General features: G+C 35.8%; 14 protein-coding genes. 5 read left to right on the top strand and 9 right to left on the bottom strand.

Annotation, left to right across the window (positions count from 1 at the left end):
* From ACFQ13_RS10565 to ACFQ13_RS10585, 5 genes are all read left to right on the top strand, one after another.
* A partial coding sequence (locus ACFQ13_RS10565) for a T9SS type A sorting domain-containing protein (RefSeq protein ID WP_386117083.1) occupies nucleotides 1–3823 on the top strand: 3823 nt, incomplete at its 5' end.
* Between the two features lie 275 nt (nucleotides 3824–4098).
* On the top strand, nucleotides 4099–4263 hold the full coding sequence (locus tag ACFQ13_RS10570; RefSeq protein ID WP_386117086.1) for a hypothetical protein: 165 nt from the start codon (nucleotides 4099–4101) through the stop codon (nucleotides 4261–4263).
* A gap of 10 nt (nucleotides 4264–4273) precedes the next feature.
* Nucleotides 4274–5395, top strand: a complete 1122-nt coding sequence (locus tag ACFQ13_RS10575; RefSeq protein WP_386117088.1) for a hypothetical protein — start codon at nucleotides 4274–4276, stop codon at nucleotides 5393–5395.
* 40 nt (nucleotides 5396–5435) lie between these two features.
* The gene (locus ACFQ13_RS10580) at nucleotides 5436–6467 is read left to right on the top strand and encodes a nucleotidyltransferase family protein (RefSeq protein ID WP_386117090.1); all 1032 of its coding nucleotides are present in this window, start codon (nucleotides 5436–5438) and stop codon (nucleotides 6465–6467) included.
* A 248-nt stretch (nucleotides 6468–6715) separates the two neighbouring features.
* Nucleotides 6716–7291 carry a hypothetical protein gene (locus ACFQ13_RS10585; RefSeq protein ID WP_386117093.1) on the top strand — a complete coding sequence of 192 codons (576 nt, stop codon included), beginning with the start codon at nucleotides 6716–6718 and terminating at the stop codon, nucleotides 7289–7291.
* A gap of 137 nt (nucleotides 7292–7428) precedes the next feature.
* Here ACFQ13_RS10585 and ACFQ13_RS10590 read toward each other — a convergent pair whose 3' ends face one another.
* From ACFQ13_RS10590 to nhaA, 9 genes are all read right to left on the bottom strand, one after another.
* Nucleotides 7429–8271, bottom strand: coding sequence for a zinc-dependent peptidase (locus ACFQ13_RS10590; protein ID WP_386119426.1), 843 nt, complete (start codon nucleotides 8269–8271; stop codon nucleotides 7429–7431).
* A gap of 188 nt (nucleotides 8272–8459) precedes the next feature.
* On the bottom strand, nucleotides 8460–9764 hold the full coding sequence (locus ACFQ13_RS10595) for a Glu/Leu/Phe/Val family dehydrogenase (RefSeq protein ID WP_386117094.1): 1305 nt from the start codon (nucleotides 9762–9764) through the stop codon (nucleotides 8460–8462).
* Between the two features lie 184 nt (nucleotides 9765–9948).
* Entirely contained in the window at nucleotides 9949–11061 is a 1113-nt protein-coding gene (locus ACFQ13_RS10600; RefSeq protein WP_386117099.1) for a mechanosensitive ion channel family protein, read from the bottom strand.
* Between the two features lie 93 nt (nucleotides 11062–11154).
* A complete protein-coding gene (locus tag ACFQ13_RS10605; protein WP_386117106.1) occupies nucleotides 11155–11712 on the bottom strand; it encodes a TetR/AcrR family transcriptional regulator in 558 nt (185 codons plus the stop codon).
* A gap of 50 nt (nucleotides 11713–11762) precedes the next feature.
* The gene (locus ACFQ13_RS10610; protein WP_386117109.1) at nucleotides 11763–13181 is read right to left on the bottom strand and encodes an efflux transporter outer membrane subunit; all 1419 of its coding nucleotides are present in this window, start codon (nucleotides 13179–13181) and stop codon (nucleotides 11763–11765) included.
* A gap of 5 nt (nucleotides 13182–13186) precedes the next feature.
* Nucleotides 13187–16324, bottom strand: coding sequence for an efflux RND transporter permease subunit (locus tag ACFQ13_RS10615; protein WP_386117112.1), 3138 nt, complete (start codon nucleotides 16322–16324; stop codon nucleotides 13187–13189).
* 22 nt (nucleotides 16325–16346) lie between these two features.
* On the bottom strand, nucleotides 16347–17477 hold the full coding sequence (locus tag ACFQ13_RS10620) for an efflux RND transporter periplasmic adaptor subunit (protein ID WP_386117115.1): 1131 nt from the start codon (nucleotides 17475–17477) through the stop codon (nucleotides 16347–16349).
* 12 nt (nucleotides 17478–17489) lie between these two features.
* Nucleotides 17490–17993, bottom strand: a complete 504-nt coding sequence (locus ACFQ13_RS10625; RefSeq protein ID WP_114310678.1) for a GbsR/MarR family transcriptional regulator — start codon at nucleotides 17991–17993, stop codon at nucleotides 17490–17492.
* Between the two features lie 189 nt (nucleotides 17994–18182).
* Nucleotides 18183–19496 carry a Na+/H+ antiporter NhaA gene (gene nhaA / locus ACFQ13_RS10630; protein WP_386117118.1) on the bottom strand — a complete coding sequence of 438 codons (1314 nt, stop codon included), beginning with the start codon at nucleotides 19494–19496 and terminating at the stop codon, nucleotides 18183–18185.
* Between the last annotated feature and the right edge of the window lie 128 nt (nucleotides 19497–19624).

Below are 19624 nucleotides of genomic sequence, written 5' to 3' on the forward strand. Positions count from 1 at the left end.
AGATGGCTTCAGTACTTGGGCTGGCCCTATAAACTTTACTACAGAAATAAGTTGCCCAGAAATTACTGGTTTAACAATTGATAGCTTTACAGATACCACAGCAAACATAAGCTGGACCCCAGGAGATATTGAAACAGCTTGGGAAATTGTAGTTCAAACTAGTGGCACTGGTACACCAAGTTCAGGAATCCCTACATCAACAAATCCTCATTCATGGTCTGGATTAACAGAATTAACAACTTATGAAGTGTACGTAAGAGCCAATTGTGTTTCGGATGGCTTCAGCACTTGGGCTGGTCCTATAACCTTTACCACTACTTGTGGAGCTATTACTCCACCATATTCTGCTAATATGGAAATAAATGTACCCGACGTCTGTTGGAAAGAAGCGGGAAGCGGAGAAGTTAATGCTGGTCCCGGAGACATTGGTGAATCAGACTGGCGTGGATACAGATCATATGCTTTTGGACCTTCTAATGCCATAAATCTATATAGTAATAATGATAGAGAATGGCTCTTGTCCCCAACTTTCGATTTGACTTCTGGAGGGCCATTTCAATTAGAAATTAATGTAGCTGTTACAAATTGGAATTCAACAACTGCTGATGACTCAATGGGTTCTGATGATGAAGTACAGTTATTAATCACTACCGATGGCGGCACCACATGGAATAATTTAACGACTTGGAACGCGGCAAACGAACCTGAGGTTACTGGAACAGAATATACAGAAGATTTATCATCTTACTCAGGTAATGTACAATTTGCAATTTGGGCTTCTGATGGAACAATTGACGACTCAGAAGATTATGATTTCCATGTTGGGAAATTTAAGCTAGGAAGTCTCAAAGACACTGACACCCAAGCCAAAAACCCTAACAGCTCAATTGCATCTAACACTATTATTGCTTCCAATGTCACTACAGTTGCTACATCAACGGATGCATTTAGCTTTATTATTGAAGACCTAGCCACTTCAGATTTTTTACCAACAAATGTTACAAGTATGCGTTTTGTACCAGGCCTGAATAACACCGCAGATTGGACAGACCACATTCAAGGCATTACACTTTATGATGAGAATTTAGTAGATTACACACCTACTACTACAATTACCGATACAGCTATTATTTTAGATTTTGATACTCCTATAGCAATAGCAAACGGTACCGCTTTGGAATTTGTTTTAGGGTTCTACTTAAACACCAACAACATTGTTGATGAAAGTATTATTCAATTTCAAATAGACGCTGCTTCCAATGGTTTTGTAGCCGATAACAACGGTTCTGGTTTTGCTGATCCTTTTTCAGGCACTGTTATTGGTGAAAACATCACACTAGATGTAGTATCCACTGAAATTGCTTTCTCTGAACAACCTTCCAATACATACGTAAATGAAATAATGACACCAGACGTTACTGTAGCTGCTATTGATACAAATGGAAACATTGACGTTAGTTATGATTTGGATATCGAAATAACTTCTACTGGTTCCTTAATCGGAAGCCCTATAACAGCAACAGCCGCTAATGGTGTTGCAACATTTGCAGGTTTAACTCATACAGTAGTAGACACTGGATTAGTATTCACTGCTGATGATGATTTACACCCAACAACAACTAGTAGTGCTTTTGATATTGAAGCCATACCTGTTGGACCTGTCGTTATTGCTATTCAAGATTTTGATGGAACTACTCCAGAATGGACATATACTAATGAGATTAGCTTTTTCGATAACACATGGGGTAGTGATGGCTTTTATGGTATAATTAATATTACCTCCGCTTCACCAATAGATTATGAAAATATGCAAGGGAACATATTAGGAGAAAATGACCTAGATGATGAAGACGATAATGGAACATCAGGATTTGCCACTACAACATTTGCAACGATTGACATTTCAACCTATAACAATGTAGAATTAACTTTCGATTGGGATGTTGTGGGTTATAACGCTAATAATGATGATGCTCGATATGAAGTATTCTTTGATGGTGTTGGCCAAGGTACGGTTTATCTTTTAGATGGCGATAGCAGTACTGAAACCGATGAAGGAACAGTTACTGTTTTAATCCCTAATACAGTAAGTAATGTATCTCTAGAAATTGAAATTAGAAATAATGGAGGTGGCGGTTTTTCTGGATTTGACAATTTCAAACTTGAGGGAGAAATGATTCCAACCTCAAACACCTACACCTACAACGGCACATGGTCACCAAGTGACCCTAATGGTACAACGACTGCCAATGATATTATTGCCGTGACTTCCGGAAATGCTATTATAGATACAGACACTTCTGTAAATAATATTACAGTTTCAGCGGGTGCAGCACTTACAGTTAATTCTGGTGTTACCCTAACGGTTGGTGGTGCTGAAGGTTTAACCTTAACGTCAACATCTACGAGCTACTCGAGCCTAATTTTAGATGGTTCTATCTCAGGTAGCATCTATTACGAACGTCATGTCAATGGAAACGCAGGTTTAGGGGACACAAACGCGGTAGGCGATAATGATCTCATTAGTCCGCCACTATCTGGTGAAACCTTTTCTGATTTTGCTACTGCAAACGACAGCAATTTATTAGCTAATCCTTCTGACCCTACAGAGAAAGCATTTGCGCTTTTTAATAAAACTACAGGGGTTTATGAAAATTATAATACAAGTACTAATGCTAGCACTTTATTAAACGCTGGTACCGGATTTAGAGCTACAACCTCTAATACCGCTACCCTCAGGTTTAGTGGAACTGTTGAGACTGCAGATTTCCCTATTGATATTATTCATTCTGGGCCTGCTTATGCCGAATGGAATTTAATTGGTAACCCTTATCCTTCCTATATCACTATTGAGGACTTATTAAATCATGTTGTTGGTAACGAAGAGGGTACTGACATTAAAAACATAGATTTATTAAATGACACTTCTGGTATTTATGGCTATGACGGTAATGAAGATAATGGATGGGATGTTATTAATTTGGCCAATGCCCCAGGACGCTTAATGACGCCTGGGCAAGGTTTCTTTGTGGCTGCAGATGCAGATCAGGTCGCAAACTTTGATTTTAAATTTACGACAGCCATGAGAACTTCTGGTAGTTCGGATGACTTTATTGTTGGTCGTACTGCTGATGTCTTGACTTATTTAGAGTTAATGGTTCAAACTGAAACAAACCAATACACAACACAGCTATACTTTAACAGCAATGCTTCACGAGGCTTAGACCCTGGTTATGACGCTAAAGTATGGGGAGGAACAGTACCGAGTTTCGCTCTATATTCACATTTAGTAGAAGACAATACAGGATTACCGATAGCGCTTCAATCTTTAAATACCACAGATCTAACTGATGTTACGGTACCTTTAGGGGTTCATGCTAATCAAGGTGAGACCCTTACATTTAATATCGATAGCGCTCATTTACCAGAGTCTACTTTAGTTTATTTAGAAGATACTGTAACCAACACTTATACCTTACTTAACACTAATGATTACGTCTTAACGCCAAACAGCAATATTACTGGTATAGGACGTTTTTATCTACACCTATCGAGCAATACATTATCATTACAAGATAATGCTGTTACAGCATTAAATATATATACCAACACTGCAGATCAAACTATTGTTATCTCTGGTCAGATTAATGATAAGACAACCGCTACTATATATGATATGCAAGGTAGAATAGTAGTGCAATACACCTTAAACAGTAATGAAACCGTTCAGACACTTGACACAAAACATATGGTGAAAGGTATTTATGTCATAGACCTAAGTAACAAAACGCAAAGTAAAACCCAAAAGATTATTATAAACTAAAAACAGCTACATAAGCACTCATTTTAACGTCACTTTTAACATTTAAACGGTTAAATATAGAATTATTAAGATGGGTGCTTTTATTTATTTCAATATTATATATATTGCAACAAAATACAAGTATTGAAACGGGGATAACAACAAGATTTTTAGCCCCACTTCATCTGATTTTGGCTTATTAATTATGATTTTTAAACGTAAAAGCTTACATTTAAAAAATTGAATAATTTAAGCTTAAATTATTATTTTTGAACTCAAAATTTAGGGCAAGAGCCATGAAGAAAGATAACAAGACCGATAAAATTACAAGAAAAGAAGCCATTTCTAAAATGGGTAAATATGCTGCATTAACGGCAGTAGGAACGTTTGTGATCTTAAACCCATTATCATCTCAAACACAATCAACCCCTCCTGAAACTGGGGGAAACCCGTTCGGTTAAGGATAATATTTTGAATACGCACTTAGCACCAACATTATGCATGTGCTTTGGTGATTATTGGGTCTTATGGTACACCACCTCCAATAGTTATAGCATTATCCATTCTGATTATAAACAACTTTTAGATGCATACTTTTCCTCAAATACTGAGTTCGAGTATGCATCTCAAGTTTTAGAGGTTTTTTCAGAGCAAGAAAGAATAAGGCTTTTAGAACATATAGGCCTATATCTAAAAAACTGCAACATCCCACTTACGTTACCCCTTAAGCCTACTGGAACACTAGATTCCACAAAGCGGAAAATTGTAAAATATTACCAAATTGCGTCGAAGACCATTAAAATTTCGTTTTGTTCAGAATTGGTTTTAAAGACCATCCACCCCGCCCTAGCTCAATATACTACTGCCCCCACGCATTACGATGTTAATTTCGATATCTATTTAAAGGAGAATACGCTCTTTTTGTATCAAAATGAAAAACTTATAACTTCTGTTTTAAAAACAGATTACCATCATATTCAGGGCAAATTTATGATGCGCTTACTTTGCACTATACACCATAAAAAAGAAGCGGACTGGATAGGAACTTTACATGGTTCTACAATTACAGATGGCCATTCCTCTATTTTATTTGTTGGAAAGTCAGGTAGTGGGAAAAGCACCTTATCGGCCTTATTAGCAACACATGGCTTCCAATTATTAGCCGATGATGTTTCGCCGTTATTATCTAAAGATCAACACATCTATTACAATCCATCGGCCATATCCATAAAAGAAGGGGCTTTTAAAGTCTTACGTCCTTTGGTAAAAGGCTTTGAAAATTTAGACATTGTAAACTTTAATAAGGTAAAAGGTCAATTAAAATACCTCCCCTGCTCACAGCCTAAAGCAACACACTACCCCTGTAAAGCTATGGTTTTGGTGAATTATAAAGCCGACTCTGAAACACAACTCGAAGAAACCTCTATAAAAGAGCTTTTAGAAACCATTATTGAAGACTCTTGGTTATCACCGAACCCTATACATGCTGAGCAATTTTTAAATTGGTTAAAATCTATTAAATTGTATCGACTAACATATAGTAATACGGATAGTGTTAATGAAACCGTTGCAACACTATTTACACAGCTTTAAGACTGCTGAATTTTAAATGAGTTAACCATTAACGTCCTTTATGAATCCTATTATAAGCACGGATAAAATTATAGCAAACATCTTGAGTTTTGAATACCCAAGAAGTGCCTTAGAGAACCAACTGCGTGAACCACATTTTAATTGGGATGCTATTGTTGTTGAAGGAAGTAAACAATTAGTTTTACCTACCATTTACTGTAGGTTAAAAGCTAAAAACCTATTAGATATCCCCCCTGCTGACTTAGTACATTATTTAGAAGAGATCACTTCTATTAACAGGCAGCGAAACCTTAGAATATTAGCGCAAGTCCAAACTATTTCTAAGATTTTAAAACAGCATCATATTGATCATGTTTTTTTAAAAGGGACCGCACTTTTAACTTTAGGGTGTTATGAAGATAATGCGGAACGAATGGTTGGAGATATTGATATTTTAGTTGAAAAAGACCAAGTTCAAAATGCCTTTGAGCTATTAAAACATTCCGGCTATCCTAAAACCAATGGCTTTGATTATGAAACGAAAGATTATAGACATCTTGATCGCTTAATCTCAGACCACGAACTTGCAGCTATAGAAATTCACTCTGAACTTTTCAAAAAAAAGCATTGGTCCATCATAGAAGTGGAATCGGTTTTGCAAACTAAGACTCTTAAATCTAATATCCCCCTACCCAACCTAAAGTACCTCAGCCTTCACATCATCTTAAGTTGGCAACTTAATGATCACGGACACTACTATAACACCTATAGTCTTAAATCTATTTACGATATACTCGCTATAAAAACGCATAAGGACCGTCCGCTATTGGACGCATTATTAAACCTAAAATACGTTCAATCGTATTTTGAATTGGCTAAACTTAATTTTATTGACGTCTCAGAAATTTCGTCTAACCGTTACATGCATTATAGAGGAAAATGTCATTTCTTGACTAGCCGATATCGGAGTTTACAAACGGGATTGACTTTTTTGAAATCCACTCTTAAATTTATTGGAAATCGACTCCATTTACTCTTTACGAACACAAGCTATTTGAAACATATCATAGCTCATAAAATTCTAAAAAGATAAAAATTTCAGTAAAAATCATTACAACTTCTATACTGTAACTGTCTATTACATTTTACTACCATAAACAATAGCATTTCAAGTTATTATATTCATAAAACTTCGTAATATTATATGGAAAAACATAAAAAAAACGATCATAATTTTAAAATAATCCTGTATTATTTTTTTTTGTCAAAAAAAATAATAAGTTTACAGCAATGTTTGTTTTGTAATCCATAAAGTTTACCTTTGACCAAAATCATTTTTATATGAAAAAATTACTTTTACTCGCATTCATATTAACTCTTAGTTTTTCATCTTTTGCACAACGCTACAATGAAGATTGGACTTTAAGTTTTGGAGTCAATGCCTTAAATACGTTAGGAACACAATCTCCTATTAATAGTCCTGATGATTGGAGTTTTCAAACCCCAATTTCTGCGGCTATCGAATTTAGTTGGGTACCTAATTTAGCCATAGAACAAGCAATAACTTTTAATGGTTTTAAAGAAAGTTCTAGAGTAGATTTCGGTGATATTGAAGAAAACTATAATTATGTTTCTTTAGACACTAATGCAAAATATTATTTTAGAGAATTAATTTTTGGACGTGGACGTCATTTGAGTTGGTTTGATATCTATGCTAATGCTGGTTTAGGTTTTTTCCATATTGAAGATTCAAACGTATCATTTAATTTAGGGGGTGGTGTTCTTTTTTGGTTAAATAGAAATCAAACATTTGGAATTAGAGCGCAAACTCTTGCTAAATTTGCTTTTAACAATTCAGATGCTGGCTATGAAAACAACCATTACCAATATCATTTACAAGCTGTATTTAGATTATAAGTTTATACGCTATAACATATATAAAGGTTCACTATTAAAGTGAGCCTTTTTTATTACCCTATATTTCTGAAGGCCAACACGGGTTACCCATATATTTTCACTCTAACTCTATTTATGGAGCTGCACACTCAAAACAACTAATAGCCCGCAAACTTAAAGTTTAACATCTGTTTGATCAGTTTATAAAGTACCGGAAATTGCTTGTTAAATTCGGCAGGGGTTTCTATAAAATTTTCAAGCAATACAGCAAAAAACTCATATTGATTGGTATAAGCATAGGCTCTAAAATATTTAGAAGCAATAAGCTTACGCCGTACACTTTCGTTATTTTGAAGGTATCGCGTTAAATTCTTAAAACCTTGATTAAATATTAAACTACTAATATCATTACGTTGGGCAGCATTTAAATGTACCGCGTGTCCAAACTCATGAATTCCAAGATTTAAATTATCATCTCCTATTTTATAACCGTATTTAAAATCTTCCCAAGAGAAAACAATAGCCTTATGCCTCGGATTAGTTTCACCTTTATGATAAGTCCCATTAATTTCTGAATAATAGACTTGCGGATAAATGATTACCGTTTCAATGACTTCTAATAAATAATTCTTAAATCCGAATGTTAGCATAATTGCTGTTGCTGCAATCGTTACTCGCATTTGTTCTGTAACCTCCAAATCCGAATGTCCCACAAATTCTTTTTCCTTAATAAACGTCGCTACTCTGTGATGAAAATACGCCTGTTCTTTCTTTGCTAATTGATTATAAAAAGCACTCTCTTTTTGTAAGATAGAAAGTTGTTTCGGCGTCAATCGATTTCGTTTTAAATAGACATGTGCAAACACAGGTTTCTTATAAAATGAGGCGTAATAAAACTGGAAGAGCCAGGCTAGACGATACAAAATATAGCCAACAAGTAGCACAAGACCCAAAGGCCAAAGCCATGTTGATAAGAGATTATTTTCGAGCGTATCGTGCACTATTGGTAACAGCATTCACAAGGCTTTAAATTCATGAAGCTAAATCTAAACTATAAAAATTGAACGACAAAAAAATACCACACTACAATATCTCGTAGTGCGGTATTTTATAAGCATTATTTTTATGATGTGACTTGAAATTTTTAGTGCAACTTAACCTTAATAAAGAAGGCCAACACCCCATCTATTTATGGGAAAATACCACGTTGAATATATGCTTTTTCAATACGTTGTATAGCAATACAGAATGCTGCCGTTCTTAAATCTACACGTTCATTTTGCGCATAATTATAGACACGATTGAAAGAGCCATTTAATTTTTTACGAAGCTTTTCTAAAACCTCTTCTAAATGCCATATTTCACCACTTCGGTTTTGTAACCATTCAAAATAGCTACCAATCACACCTCCTGAATTACATAAAATATCTGGAATAATGATAATCCCACGTTCTAAAAGAATTTTCTCTCCTTCAACGTTTGTAGGACCATTAGCTCCTTCAGCAATTAATTTGGCCTTAATACGTGGGGCATTCTCTTTAGTAATTTGATTTCCTAATGCTGCTGGAATACAAATATCACAGTCAATAGCAAAGAAATCATTCTTATCTACAAGTTGAGACTTTGGAAAATCCATCACAGTTCCACCTTTCTTTTGTGTGTAGCTAAACAGGTTTTCAACGTCAATACCTTCTTGGTTTTCAATACTTCCTTGAGCATCTTGCACACCAACTAATTTAGCTCCGTCCTGCTCTAAGAAAAGCGAAGCCCAATACCCAACATTACCAAAACCTTGAACAATAAAACGTTTTCCGCTTAAGTCCATGTCATTTCTCTCTGCCCAGAATTTAATAGTTAAATAAACCCCAAATCCCGTTGCACGGTCACGTCCTTCCAGTCCACCACTTCCATCGGGCTTACCGGTAACAACATGTTGGTTAGCACTACGCAAGGCTGGAGGTCTCGTACTCATATAAGTATCGGCAATCCAAGCCATGGTCTGACTGTTGGTATTAACATCTGGCGCAGGAATATCATGTTCTGGTCCAATATTATCCGCAAGAGCGTAAGTAAAACGACGTGTAATACGTTCTAACTCTGATTGTGAATATAAAGACGGATCTATTTTTATTCCTCCTTTACCACCACCGTAAGGCAAACCTGCTAATGAGGTTTTCCATGTCATCCACATAGCTAAGGCACGTGCCGCATCTAAGTCTACAGTAGGGTGATAACGCAAGCCACCTTTATAAGGACCTAAAGCGCCATTATGTTGTACCCTATACCCTGTAAAAACTTCAACATTACCATTATCCATTTTCACTGGGAAATTAACTAAAATTTCGTTGTTGGTAATGCTTAATATTTTTCTAATGTTTGGATGTAGGTTGATGTGATCCGCAGCACTGTTAAATTGCTCCATGACGTTATCCATCATTCCTTTTAAAGGCACAGCCTTCTTTTTAACCTTTAACTCCTTTTTTGAATTTTCCATTTATGCGTATCTTATTTTTAGAATTACATATAATTTTGCCGCAAAAATAACAAATTCTTAAATAACAAGCGTTTTTTTATCAAATAACTAATTAAGCTTTTATCGCCATATTTGTTTTTTGCACTTATTATTACCGAAATAGCTTGTACAACGCTTAAACGCTGAGGTTTTGCTTCTGTTACTTTTAAGACTTTATTTCATTATCTAAGGTAGTCTTCTCATCATTAGCCATATAAATGGTCCGAGTTGGGAAGGCCAAATCAACACCTTCGGCCTCAAAGCGCTTCTTTGCACTTTCATAAACGTCGCATTTTAAGGTGAATGAATTCCCAAAACTTGAAGACCAAGCCCAAGCTCTAATCACTACCGAAGAATCGTTGAATTTTGTTAAGGCCGTTTTTACGATTGGTTTGCCTTGTTGTTTGTCTGATTCAGAACGGTTATCATGAATTAACGGATGATTTTCACATTCTTCCTGAAGTATTTTTTTTGCTAAGGTTACATCGCTGTTATAGGTGATACCGAGTTCAATATGCTCACAGCACTTCAGCTCTCCTAAATCGTAATTAATTAACTTTTCTTTATTTATAACCGCATTAGGGATCACGATCATTTTATTCTCAAAATTTCTAATTACCGTATGACGTAAGGTAATGTCCGTCACCGTTCCTACCATGGTATCCGTTACTTTTATAACATCCCCTATTTTAAAGGGCTTAAAGGACACGATAAAAATACCTCCTACTAAATTAGATAAGGCTTCTTGAGAAGCCACCCCCGCAATTAAAGCTAAAACACCCGCACCACCTAAGGCCGTTTGCGCTACGCCTTTTAAGGATGGAAAGGCCATTAATGTAAATAACAAGCCGATAAAGCAAATGACAAACACAGACACATACCTGAGAAACTTGTAGGTTGTAGGATCAAAATCGTGAGTGACCTTTTCATCAATACGATGCTTAAACCACATATTACAAACGGTAGCCGTAATAATAGTGATTACTGTTACCGCTCCAATATAGCTGGCCAACTTAAAATAATCAACCAATAGCTGATCTTTGTCTCTATCTACAAAAACGGCACTCAAGGCTATAATCCCTAAAATCAACCACAATAGATTAAGCGTAATCCGCACTAATTTCATAGATCTCACAGGAGCATCGGGTAAGCGTTTGGCTTCCTTTTTTACTAACCACTTTATGATAAACTTTGTTGATAAACGCAGTAAAATCACAGCAGCGATAACCGCCAGAACGTAAAGAATTAAATTTTTATAGGTACTTATAAACTCTATCATAATAACTGAAATTTAAACGGATGAAGGATGCCTTCTCCTAAGCAATAATAAGGTATTAAAGCTACACTTAAGAAGAAATTATAGCAGTATTACTTATAGCTTACGCTTAGCTTCTAAAATGCCTTTCAGATTAAACACCACAAGGTGATCTACAATTTGTGCTAAGGTATATTCTTGGGTTAATTCGCGATTAAGAAGTAGTATATCTATTTTATAAATGTTAAGCAGACAAAATAACCTTAGGTCTACGGAAGCCACAATATCGCCAGATTTTTGCGCTTCTTTTAATAAATTTAAAACAATGGTAAAGGTGACATAATCACGTTCGTGCTGGTAGCGCTTAAAGGCTTTAGGATAGTATTTTTTCAATTCTATGTAAAACGTTGTGGAATTCGTCGAGAGTTGACGAATTCCATAACGATACATTAAAATGACTTTTTTTAAGGGTGAAATATCGCGATTTAGAATTTTATTGAAAACGGCATGATGCCCTTCAAAAATAAAATCGACACTTTTTTCAACCAAATCTTCTTTACTCTTATAATGCACATACAGGGTCTTTTTGGAAATGCCGAGATGATTAGAAATATCCGCCATTGTGGTACTTCTAACACCGTAATTTTTAAAGATAGGAATAATACTGTTTAACATATTTTCCGCTGTATGGACAATTTACAAAGCGTCAAGAATTTAATTCAAGATTATTTCCAACCTCCACCTAGAGCTTCGTAAAGATCTACCACCGCAACCAATTGTTGTAATTGGCTATCAATGCTATTAAGCTCTGCACTTAAGGCACTTTGTCTTGCGGTTAATAAATCTAAATAGTTAGCATAACCGTTTTTAAGTAATTCTTCTGAATTGGCTTCTGCAATACGCAAGGCTTCCACTTCATTCTTTCTGAATTCAAACTTTTTCGTTTCAGCTTTATAAGCATATAAGGCATTAGAAACCTCACTTCCGGCCACTAATAAGGTCTTTTTGAAATTCAACAACGCCGTTTCTTGATTGGCTAAGGCCACTTCCTTCTGAGTTTTTAACTTTCTTTGGTTAAGCAAAGGTTGTGTTAATCCCCCAACCACCGTTGCAAACAGCGAATTAGCACTTAACAAATTATCTAACTCTAAACTCTGAAGCCCTCCAGAAGCTGTTAAGGTCAATGAAGGATAGAAGCTACTATTCGCTACGTTGGTAAGCTCAAAATTCTTAATTAAAGAATATTCAGCCGCCATGACATCCGGACGATTACGCAACAATAATGTTGACACTCCTAATGTCAGTTCTTGATCTATCTTTTGCGTTTGCAAAGGACTTCTTTCTAATTCCTGAGGCGTTCTTCCTAACAAAATACTCAACGTATTTTCAGCTTTAAAAATGGCCATCTCAATATCAACCTGCAAGGCTTTAGCACTATTGTACTGCGCTATATTTTGGTCTACAGCAACCTGAGTTACTTGTCCGGCGTCTTTTAACGCTTTAATGGTCTCTACACCACTCGCTCTTGTTTCAATGGTCTTTTTAGTCACTTCTAACTGGGCATCTAAAGCCAAGAGGTTGTAATAGGTATTCGCAATACTAGAAATCAGTTGCGTTTTCACCGCTTGATGAGCCGCAACGTTTTGCAAATACTCCGCTTGAGACGCACGCTTCCCAGATCTTATTTTTCCCCATACATCGGCTTCCCAAGATAAATTGGCCGTGATATCATAGGTGTCTAAACCACCACTAAATATAGTACCAAACTGACTATTTTCAGAATATTCTTGATGCGTGTAATTAGGCCCAACACTCAAGGTTGGCATAAATCCTGCCTTACCTTGTTTGGCGTATGCTTCTGCCGCAATCATTTGCTGAATGGCAATACGTACATCCATATTATTCTGCAGCCCGTCTTCGATATACTCTTGAAGGTAAGGATCTGTAAATAAATCTTTCCAAGAAACCTCAGCGATAGACACACTATCGGTAGGCAGGTTCTCTGTTCTATAAAGCGCTTCTGTTTCAAGATCTAAATCTGGCCTTACATAGTCTTTTGCTACAAAACAACTTTGTAATGTAAATGCCACGACTAATAATAAAGCAGCTTTACTGAAATGTCTATGTTTTATAATTCCTGTCATAATTCTTAATCTTCAATAGTTTGTACTGCGGGTTGGCCTGAAACTTTTTCTTGCAACCACTGAAATAATATAAATAATATTGGAATAACGAAGACTCCTAATAAGGTTCCGATTAACATTCCTCCTGCGGCTCCTGTTCCAATAGAATTATTTCCTTCTGCACCTACACCTTTTGCTAATACTAATGGCATTAAACCTAAGATAAAAGCGAAAGAGGTCATTAAAATAGGACGTAAACGTGCCTTAGCACCATGGATTGCTGCATCTACAATACTCTCGCCGTTTTTACGACGTTGCAGCGCGAACTCAACAATAAGAATTGCATTCTTGGCTAATAACCCAATAAGCATAATTAAGGCAATTTGGAAATAGATGTTGTTTTCTAATCCTAAAAACTTCGTACTTATATAGGCTCCAAAGACACCAAAAGGCAACGATAATACCACTGCAAATGGTAATAAATAACTCTCGTACTGGGCACTTAATAAGAAATAAACAAACAGAATACTTAAGATAAATATAAAGGTGGTTTGGTTCCCGGCACTTACTTCTTCTCTTGTTAATCCTGAATAAGCAATAGTATAGTTACTTGGTAATTTTGCGACTTCTTCCTCAATAACTCTAATAGCATCACCCGTACTAAAGCCGTCGTTAGTGGCTCCAGAAATACTGGTAGAGTTTAATAAATTAAATCGTGTAACCGATTGCGGACCATAAACACGCTTTAAGTTTACAAACTGAGTGATCGGTGTCATTTCACCTGAATCTGTTCTTACATACATGCTATTTAAAGCACTCTCATCGGCTCTATCTTCTGGCAAGGCTTGAATATAAACTCTAAATTGTTTTCCGTATTTAGAAAAATCAGAAGCATAAATTCCACCAATATAACCTTGTAAAGTAGAGAAAATACTACTTACAGAAACGCCTTTTTCTTTTGCTAATGGTACATTAACTTCCATTTCGTACTGTGGGTAGTTGGTACTAAAAGCCGATTGTGCGTATTTAATTTCTGGATGACTCATTAAAGCCATAGCAAACTCTTTATTCGCTTTATCTAGGTCTTTAAATTCGCCGCCAAACTTATCTAATAAATTCACTTCGAATCCTGCCGAGTTACCAAATCCACGAATACTTGGTGGAGAGAAGAAAATAATGTTTGCTTCTGGTAATCCTGCCGCCACACCAAATAATTTTCCGGTAATGGCCTGAGCAGAAAGTGAAGGATCTTCACGATCAGTCCAATCTTCTAGCTTAATAATCCCCATTCCGAAGTTAGATCCTGCACCGTTAATTAAACTTCGTCCTTTAATAAAGTTAACACCAACAACGCCTTCCATATTTTCTATTTTGGAATATAGCTTTCTAGTCACGGCATCTGTTCTATCTAAAGAGGCCCCTGCTGGCAATTCAATATTTGCAAATATGATTCCTCTATCTTCATTCGGCACAAATCCTGTTGGCGTTGTAGTCGAAGCCCAATAGATTCCCACACCTGCAATAATTAAAAGCAATACCGATACAAATTTTCTTCGGTATAAAAACTGAAGTGATCTTCCGTAACGTTCTATAGTAGCATTAAAACCACGATTGAATAAGGTATAAAAACGTTTTAATGGCCCTTTACCTTTTAATTCTTCATCTTCTTTATGCTCTTTTAAAAGTAAAGCACATAAGGCAGGACTTAAGGTTAAAGCGTTTACGGCTGAAATAAGAATGGCAATAATTAAGGTTACCCCAAATTGCTCATAAAACACCCCTGTAGGTCCGGTTACAAACGTCACAGGAATAAATACCGCTGCCATAACCAAGGTAATGGATATAATGGCACCAGAAATCTCATTCATAGCAGTTAAGGTTGCTTTTTTCGGATTGTGTTCTCCTTCATCCATCTTAGCATGCACCGCTTCCACGACCACAATAGCATCATCCACCACAATACCGATGGCAAGGACTAAGGCAAATAGTGTTAATAAGTTGATGGAATAACCAAAGACATTTAAGAAAAAGAAGGTACCGATAATAGATACCGGAACGGCGATGGCCGGAATTAACGTAGAGCGGAAATCTTGTAAAAAGATGAATACCACTAAGAATACCAACAAGAAAGCTTCTAATAAGGTATGTACTACTTTATCTATAGATGCATTCAAGAATAAACTGGTATCATAAGGCACAAAAATATCTAAACCTTCAGGTAAATCTGCTTTTACATCTTCTAAAGTTGTTTTAATATTTTCAATAATTTCTTGGGCATTAGAACCTTTAGTTTGAAAAATCCCCATAAAGACTGCTGGATGTCCTAAACTCGTCGCATTTGCCGCATAAGATTGTGCATCTAATTCAATAGTCGCAACATCTTTTAATCTCAAAAACTCACCATTACCTAAGGCTTTAATCACAATATCACTGTACTGTGCTTCGTCTTTAAAACGTCCACTATAAGTTAAAGTGTACGAAAAGGATTCTCCGTTATTCTGTCCTAATGATCCTGCTGCAGCTTCTAAATTTTGTTCTGCTAAAGCAGCTGAAACATCAGAAGGTATAAGGTTATAAGCCGCTAATTTTTCAGGGTTTAACCATATACGCATCGCGTAATCTTGTTGCGAAAATAAACTTACATCACCAACACCACCAATACGTTGCATGGCAGGGATGACGTTTATCTTTAAATAATTCTGAATAAACGTGGCGTCGTAATTTTCACTTTCAGAATACATGGAAATAAACATTAAAGCACTGGTTTCTTGCTTCTGAGTTATAACTCCGGTTTGTGTAACTTCTGAAGGTAATAATGGCGTTGCTCTCGCTACACGGTTTTGCACGTTTACCGCCGCAATATCCGCATCCATTTCTTGATCGAAATACACCGTAATTTCTGCAGTTCCGGTATTAGAAGCCGTAGAGGTAATATAGGTCATTCCCTCAACTCCGTTTATTTGTTCTTCAATAGGAATGATAACACTTTCTAAAACCGTTTCGGCATTTGCACCGGTATAACTTGCCGTAACCTTAATGGTTGGTGGCGCAATATCTGGGTACTCTTCAATAGGTAAGCTGGTGATACTAATAACGCCAAGCAAAACTATGATAATAGAGATAACTGTTGAAAGCACAGGTCTTTCAATAAATGTTTTTAACATAATTACTAAGTTTGTTCGTTAATTAGTTTCTAAATAAAGTCTCGATAGGGGCAATAGCCTCTTCAAACGGTGTTTCTTGTGGCGTAATCACCATTCCAGGACGTAATTTTCCAACTCCAGAAACCACAATTTTATCCTCTGCCGATAAGCCCGATGCTACAACGTATAAATTATCTACAGTGCCTTGAACGTCAATAATTGAAGTTTCAATTTTATTATCGGCTACCAGTTTAAAAATCATCACATTTCCTTGTTGCTCAAACGTCGCACTCTGTGGAACAACGATTGCATCTTTATACTCTACAGGAAATCTAATTTTACCACTATTTCCGTTGGTTAAAATTTCATTAGGATTATCAAAAGCAGCTCTAATTTTAATGGTTCCTGTACTTTGGTTGACTTGACCTGTACTTGTTTGAATACGTCCTTTTTCAGAATATTCTTTACCATTTGCTAAAATCAAAGTTAAATCTGGCGAATTTTTAATACGCTCAGCCTTAGTTTTCCCTTCTGATTGTTGCAGATGATTAATGTACTGCGCTTCATTAAAACTAAAGAACGCATAGACTTGGTCAATTTCGCTTACTGTAGTTAATGGTGAAGCATCACTAGGACTAACTAAAGTTCCTTCTCTAAAGTTTATAGCACCAACGTAGCCGTCAATAGGACTTTTAATAGTTGCATACCCTATATTAGCCGTTACCCCACTGTAGTTTGCTTTTGCTTGTGCTAAATTGGCCTTCGCTGTTTCTAATTGTACAGCACTAATAATGTTCTTTTCAACCAATGGAATTAACTTATCCACCTCAACTTGAGCCACATTAATACGCGCTTTAGCCGCACCTGCATCTTGATTTAAAGACTGTGTTTCTAACTTAAACAACACTTGTCCTTTACGTACTTTTTGACCTTCATCAACTAAAACATCTTGAATATAACCCGATGTCTTTGCTCTAACATCACTATTTACAATACCTTCAATCGTGGTAGGGTATTCTTTATAACCCGTTACGGTTTTAGTTTGTAATGACGTCACAGGAATAGTTGGAGGTGGCGCTTGAGTAGCAGCAGCTTGTCCTTCTTTGTCTCCACAGCTTAAAACAAGGAAAAATACACCGAGTGCTAAAATTGAGTATAAATTATTCTTTTTCATTTTTTATAAGGTTTAAATGGTAATATGGTTCGTTATTATTTTAGTTTTTAATTCTTTTATAGAAGTGGTAGCCCCATCTAAAAAGGCGATATAATCGTTATGAAAATTTAAATCAAACCGATCTTCATCTCCGTCTTCGAGTTGCTGATTAATGGTATCCTTATAGTTTTTTATCTCTAAGTGTAAGCCTTTGATGTCTTCCCATTCTTTCACCATATTATCAATGTGCTGAAGTATGGAATCCTTATTGATAATAAAATACTTCTTACGATCTCCCGTTTTGGTGAAGTACACAATCTTTTTAAGATCTTGAAGATGGTTTAAATGTGTAGAAATGGTACTCTTACTCGCACACAGAATATTCACCATATCTTCAAAGGTGACCCCTTTTTTACCGGTGAGAATGATATAAGATAAAATTCTTGCAGCAACAGGAGCCAACTGCTCTCTTGTTTCTAAATGCACCCCTAGCTTTTCAACTAAGGCCATTTTTTCTTTACAAATAGTATTCGTCATTGTTCACTAATTTCTTGTTATGGATATGAAAAAAATACAACATCCACATCATTTAGTTTGCAAATATACCAATTGGTTCGGTACTAACCGAACCAAACGAAGTTAACAATTTGTTAAAACACTTTAGACCATAAAAAAAGCCTGCACACAATATGTACAAGCTTTTAACTATAATTTGTTCGTCAAGTTTTAGACGACTTCTTCTATCTTTTTGGGCGAGGTTAAATGCAGAATAACATAACCTACAATTGCAGAAATAAAGGAACCGATAAGGATTCCTATTTTTGCCGAATCTACATATTCTGGTGATGAAGCAAAGGCTAAACTTGCAATAAAAATAGCCATCGTAAACCCGATTCCGGCTAAGAAAGCAACACCTATAATTTGAATAAATTTAATATCACTTGGCACTTCAATAAGCTTAATTTTTTTAGCTATAAATACAATGAGGGTAATTCCAATCCCTTTTCCTAAAATTAAACTGATGATAATATTAATCACTAAAGCCGTATCTAAACCTTCAGATCCACTGATAAGCACCCCTGCATTGGCTAAGGCGAATATTGGGATAATGAAATAGGCCACCCAACCATGTAAATTGTGTTCTAAGTGCTGTAATGGCGACTGAAATTTAGCCGACCAATCATCTAAATCGTCAATTAGTTGAATTTGTTCTGTAGACAAAATAGGCGCCTTCAGTATACTCGCTTTCTTTATACGCACAAAGATACGTTCTAACTGCTCTACAAAAGTCGCGGTCTTAATCTTTTGACGAATTGGCACAGAAAAGGCCAATAAGATCCCGGCCACCGTTGGGTGTAATCCCGCTTTTAAGAATAAAAACCATACAGCAATACCTAAGAAAAATAACAAGAATCTAGAATAAATCCCTTTATAAGATAATACATATAAAAAGGCCAATAAGGCTGCGGCAATAAGGAGTAAGGAAATTTTAATAGTACCACTATAAAATATAGCAATTACAAGTACCGCCCCAATATCATCTACAATTGCAAAAGCGGTTAAAAACACCTTTAAACTTAAAGGCACACGGTTTCCTAAAACATTTAAAATAGCTAATGAAAAGGCAATATCTGTAGCCATTGGGATTCCCCATCCTTTGGTAGTTTCAGGATTTTGATTAATCAATAGAAAAAACAATACAGGAACAATCATTCCCCCTAAAGCCCCAACTAAAGGAAAGGCTATTTTTTTAGGTGAATTTAACTCTCCAATAAGCAGTTCTCGTTTTATTTCTAAACCGATAAGGAAAAAGAAAATTGCCATTAAGCCATCGTTAATCCAAAGAATTAAAGGTTTTTTAAATTCAAAACTTTCAGTAACGATTCCGACATCATATTGCCAAAGATCTCTATAAATATCACCAAACGGAGAATTAGCCCAAACTAATGCGATAATAGTGGCCAGCAATAGCAAAATACCACTGAAACTTTCAAATTGAACGAATTTCTGAAATGGGGTGAGAAATACTCTTCTGATCATAAATATTGATTTGATACTTTATTGGTTAATTCCAAAGATAAGATAACGAGATTTTAAAAATAACTGAATTGCAGTCCTTTTTTAATCCATATCTCATTGATTAATTATTTTATTTATTTCTTAATGAA

Origin of the sequence: Winogradskyella rapida (assembly GCF_042675845.1) — a bacterium.
Lineage (GTDB): Bacteria > Bacteroidota > Bacteroidia > Flavobacteriales > Flavobacteriaceae > Winogradskyella > Winogradskyella rapida.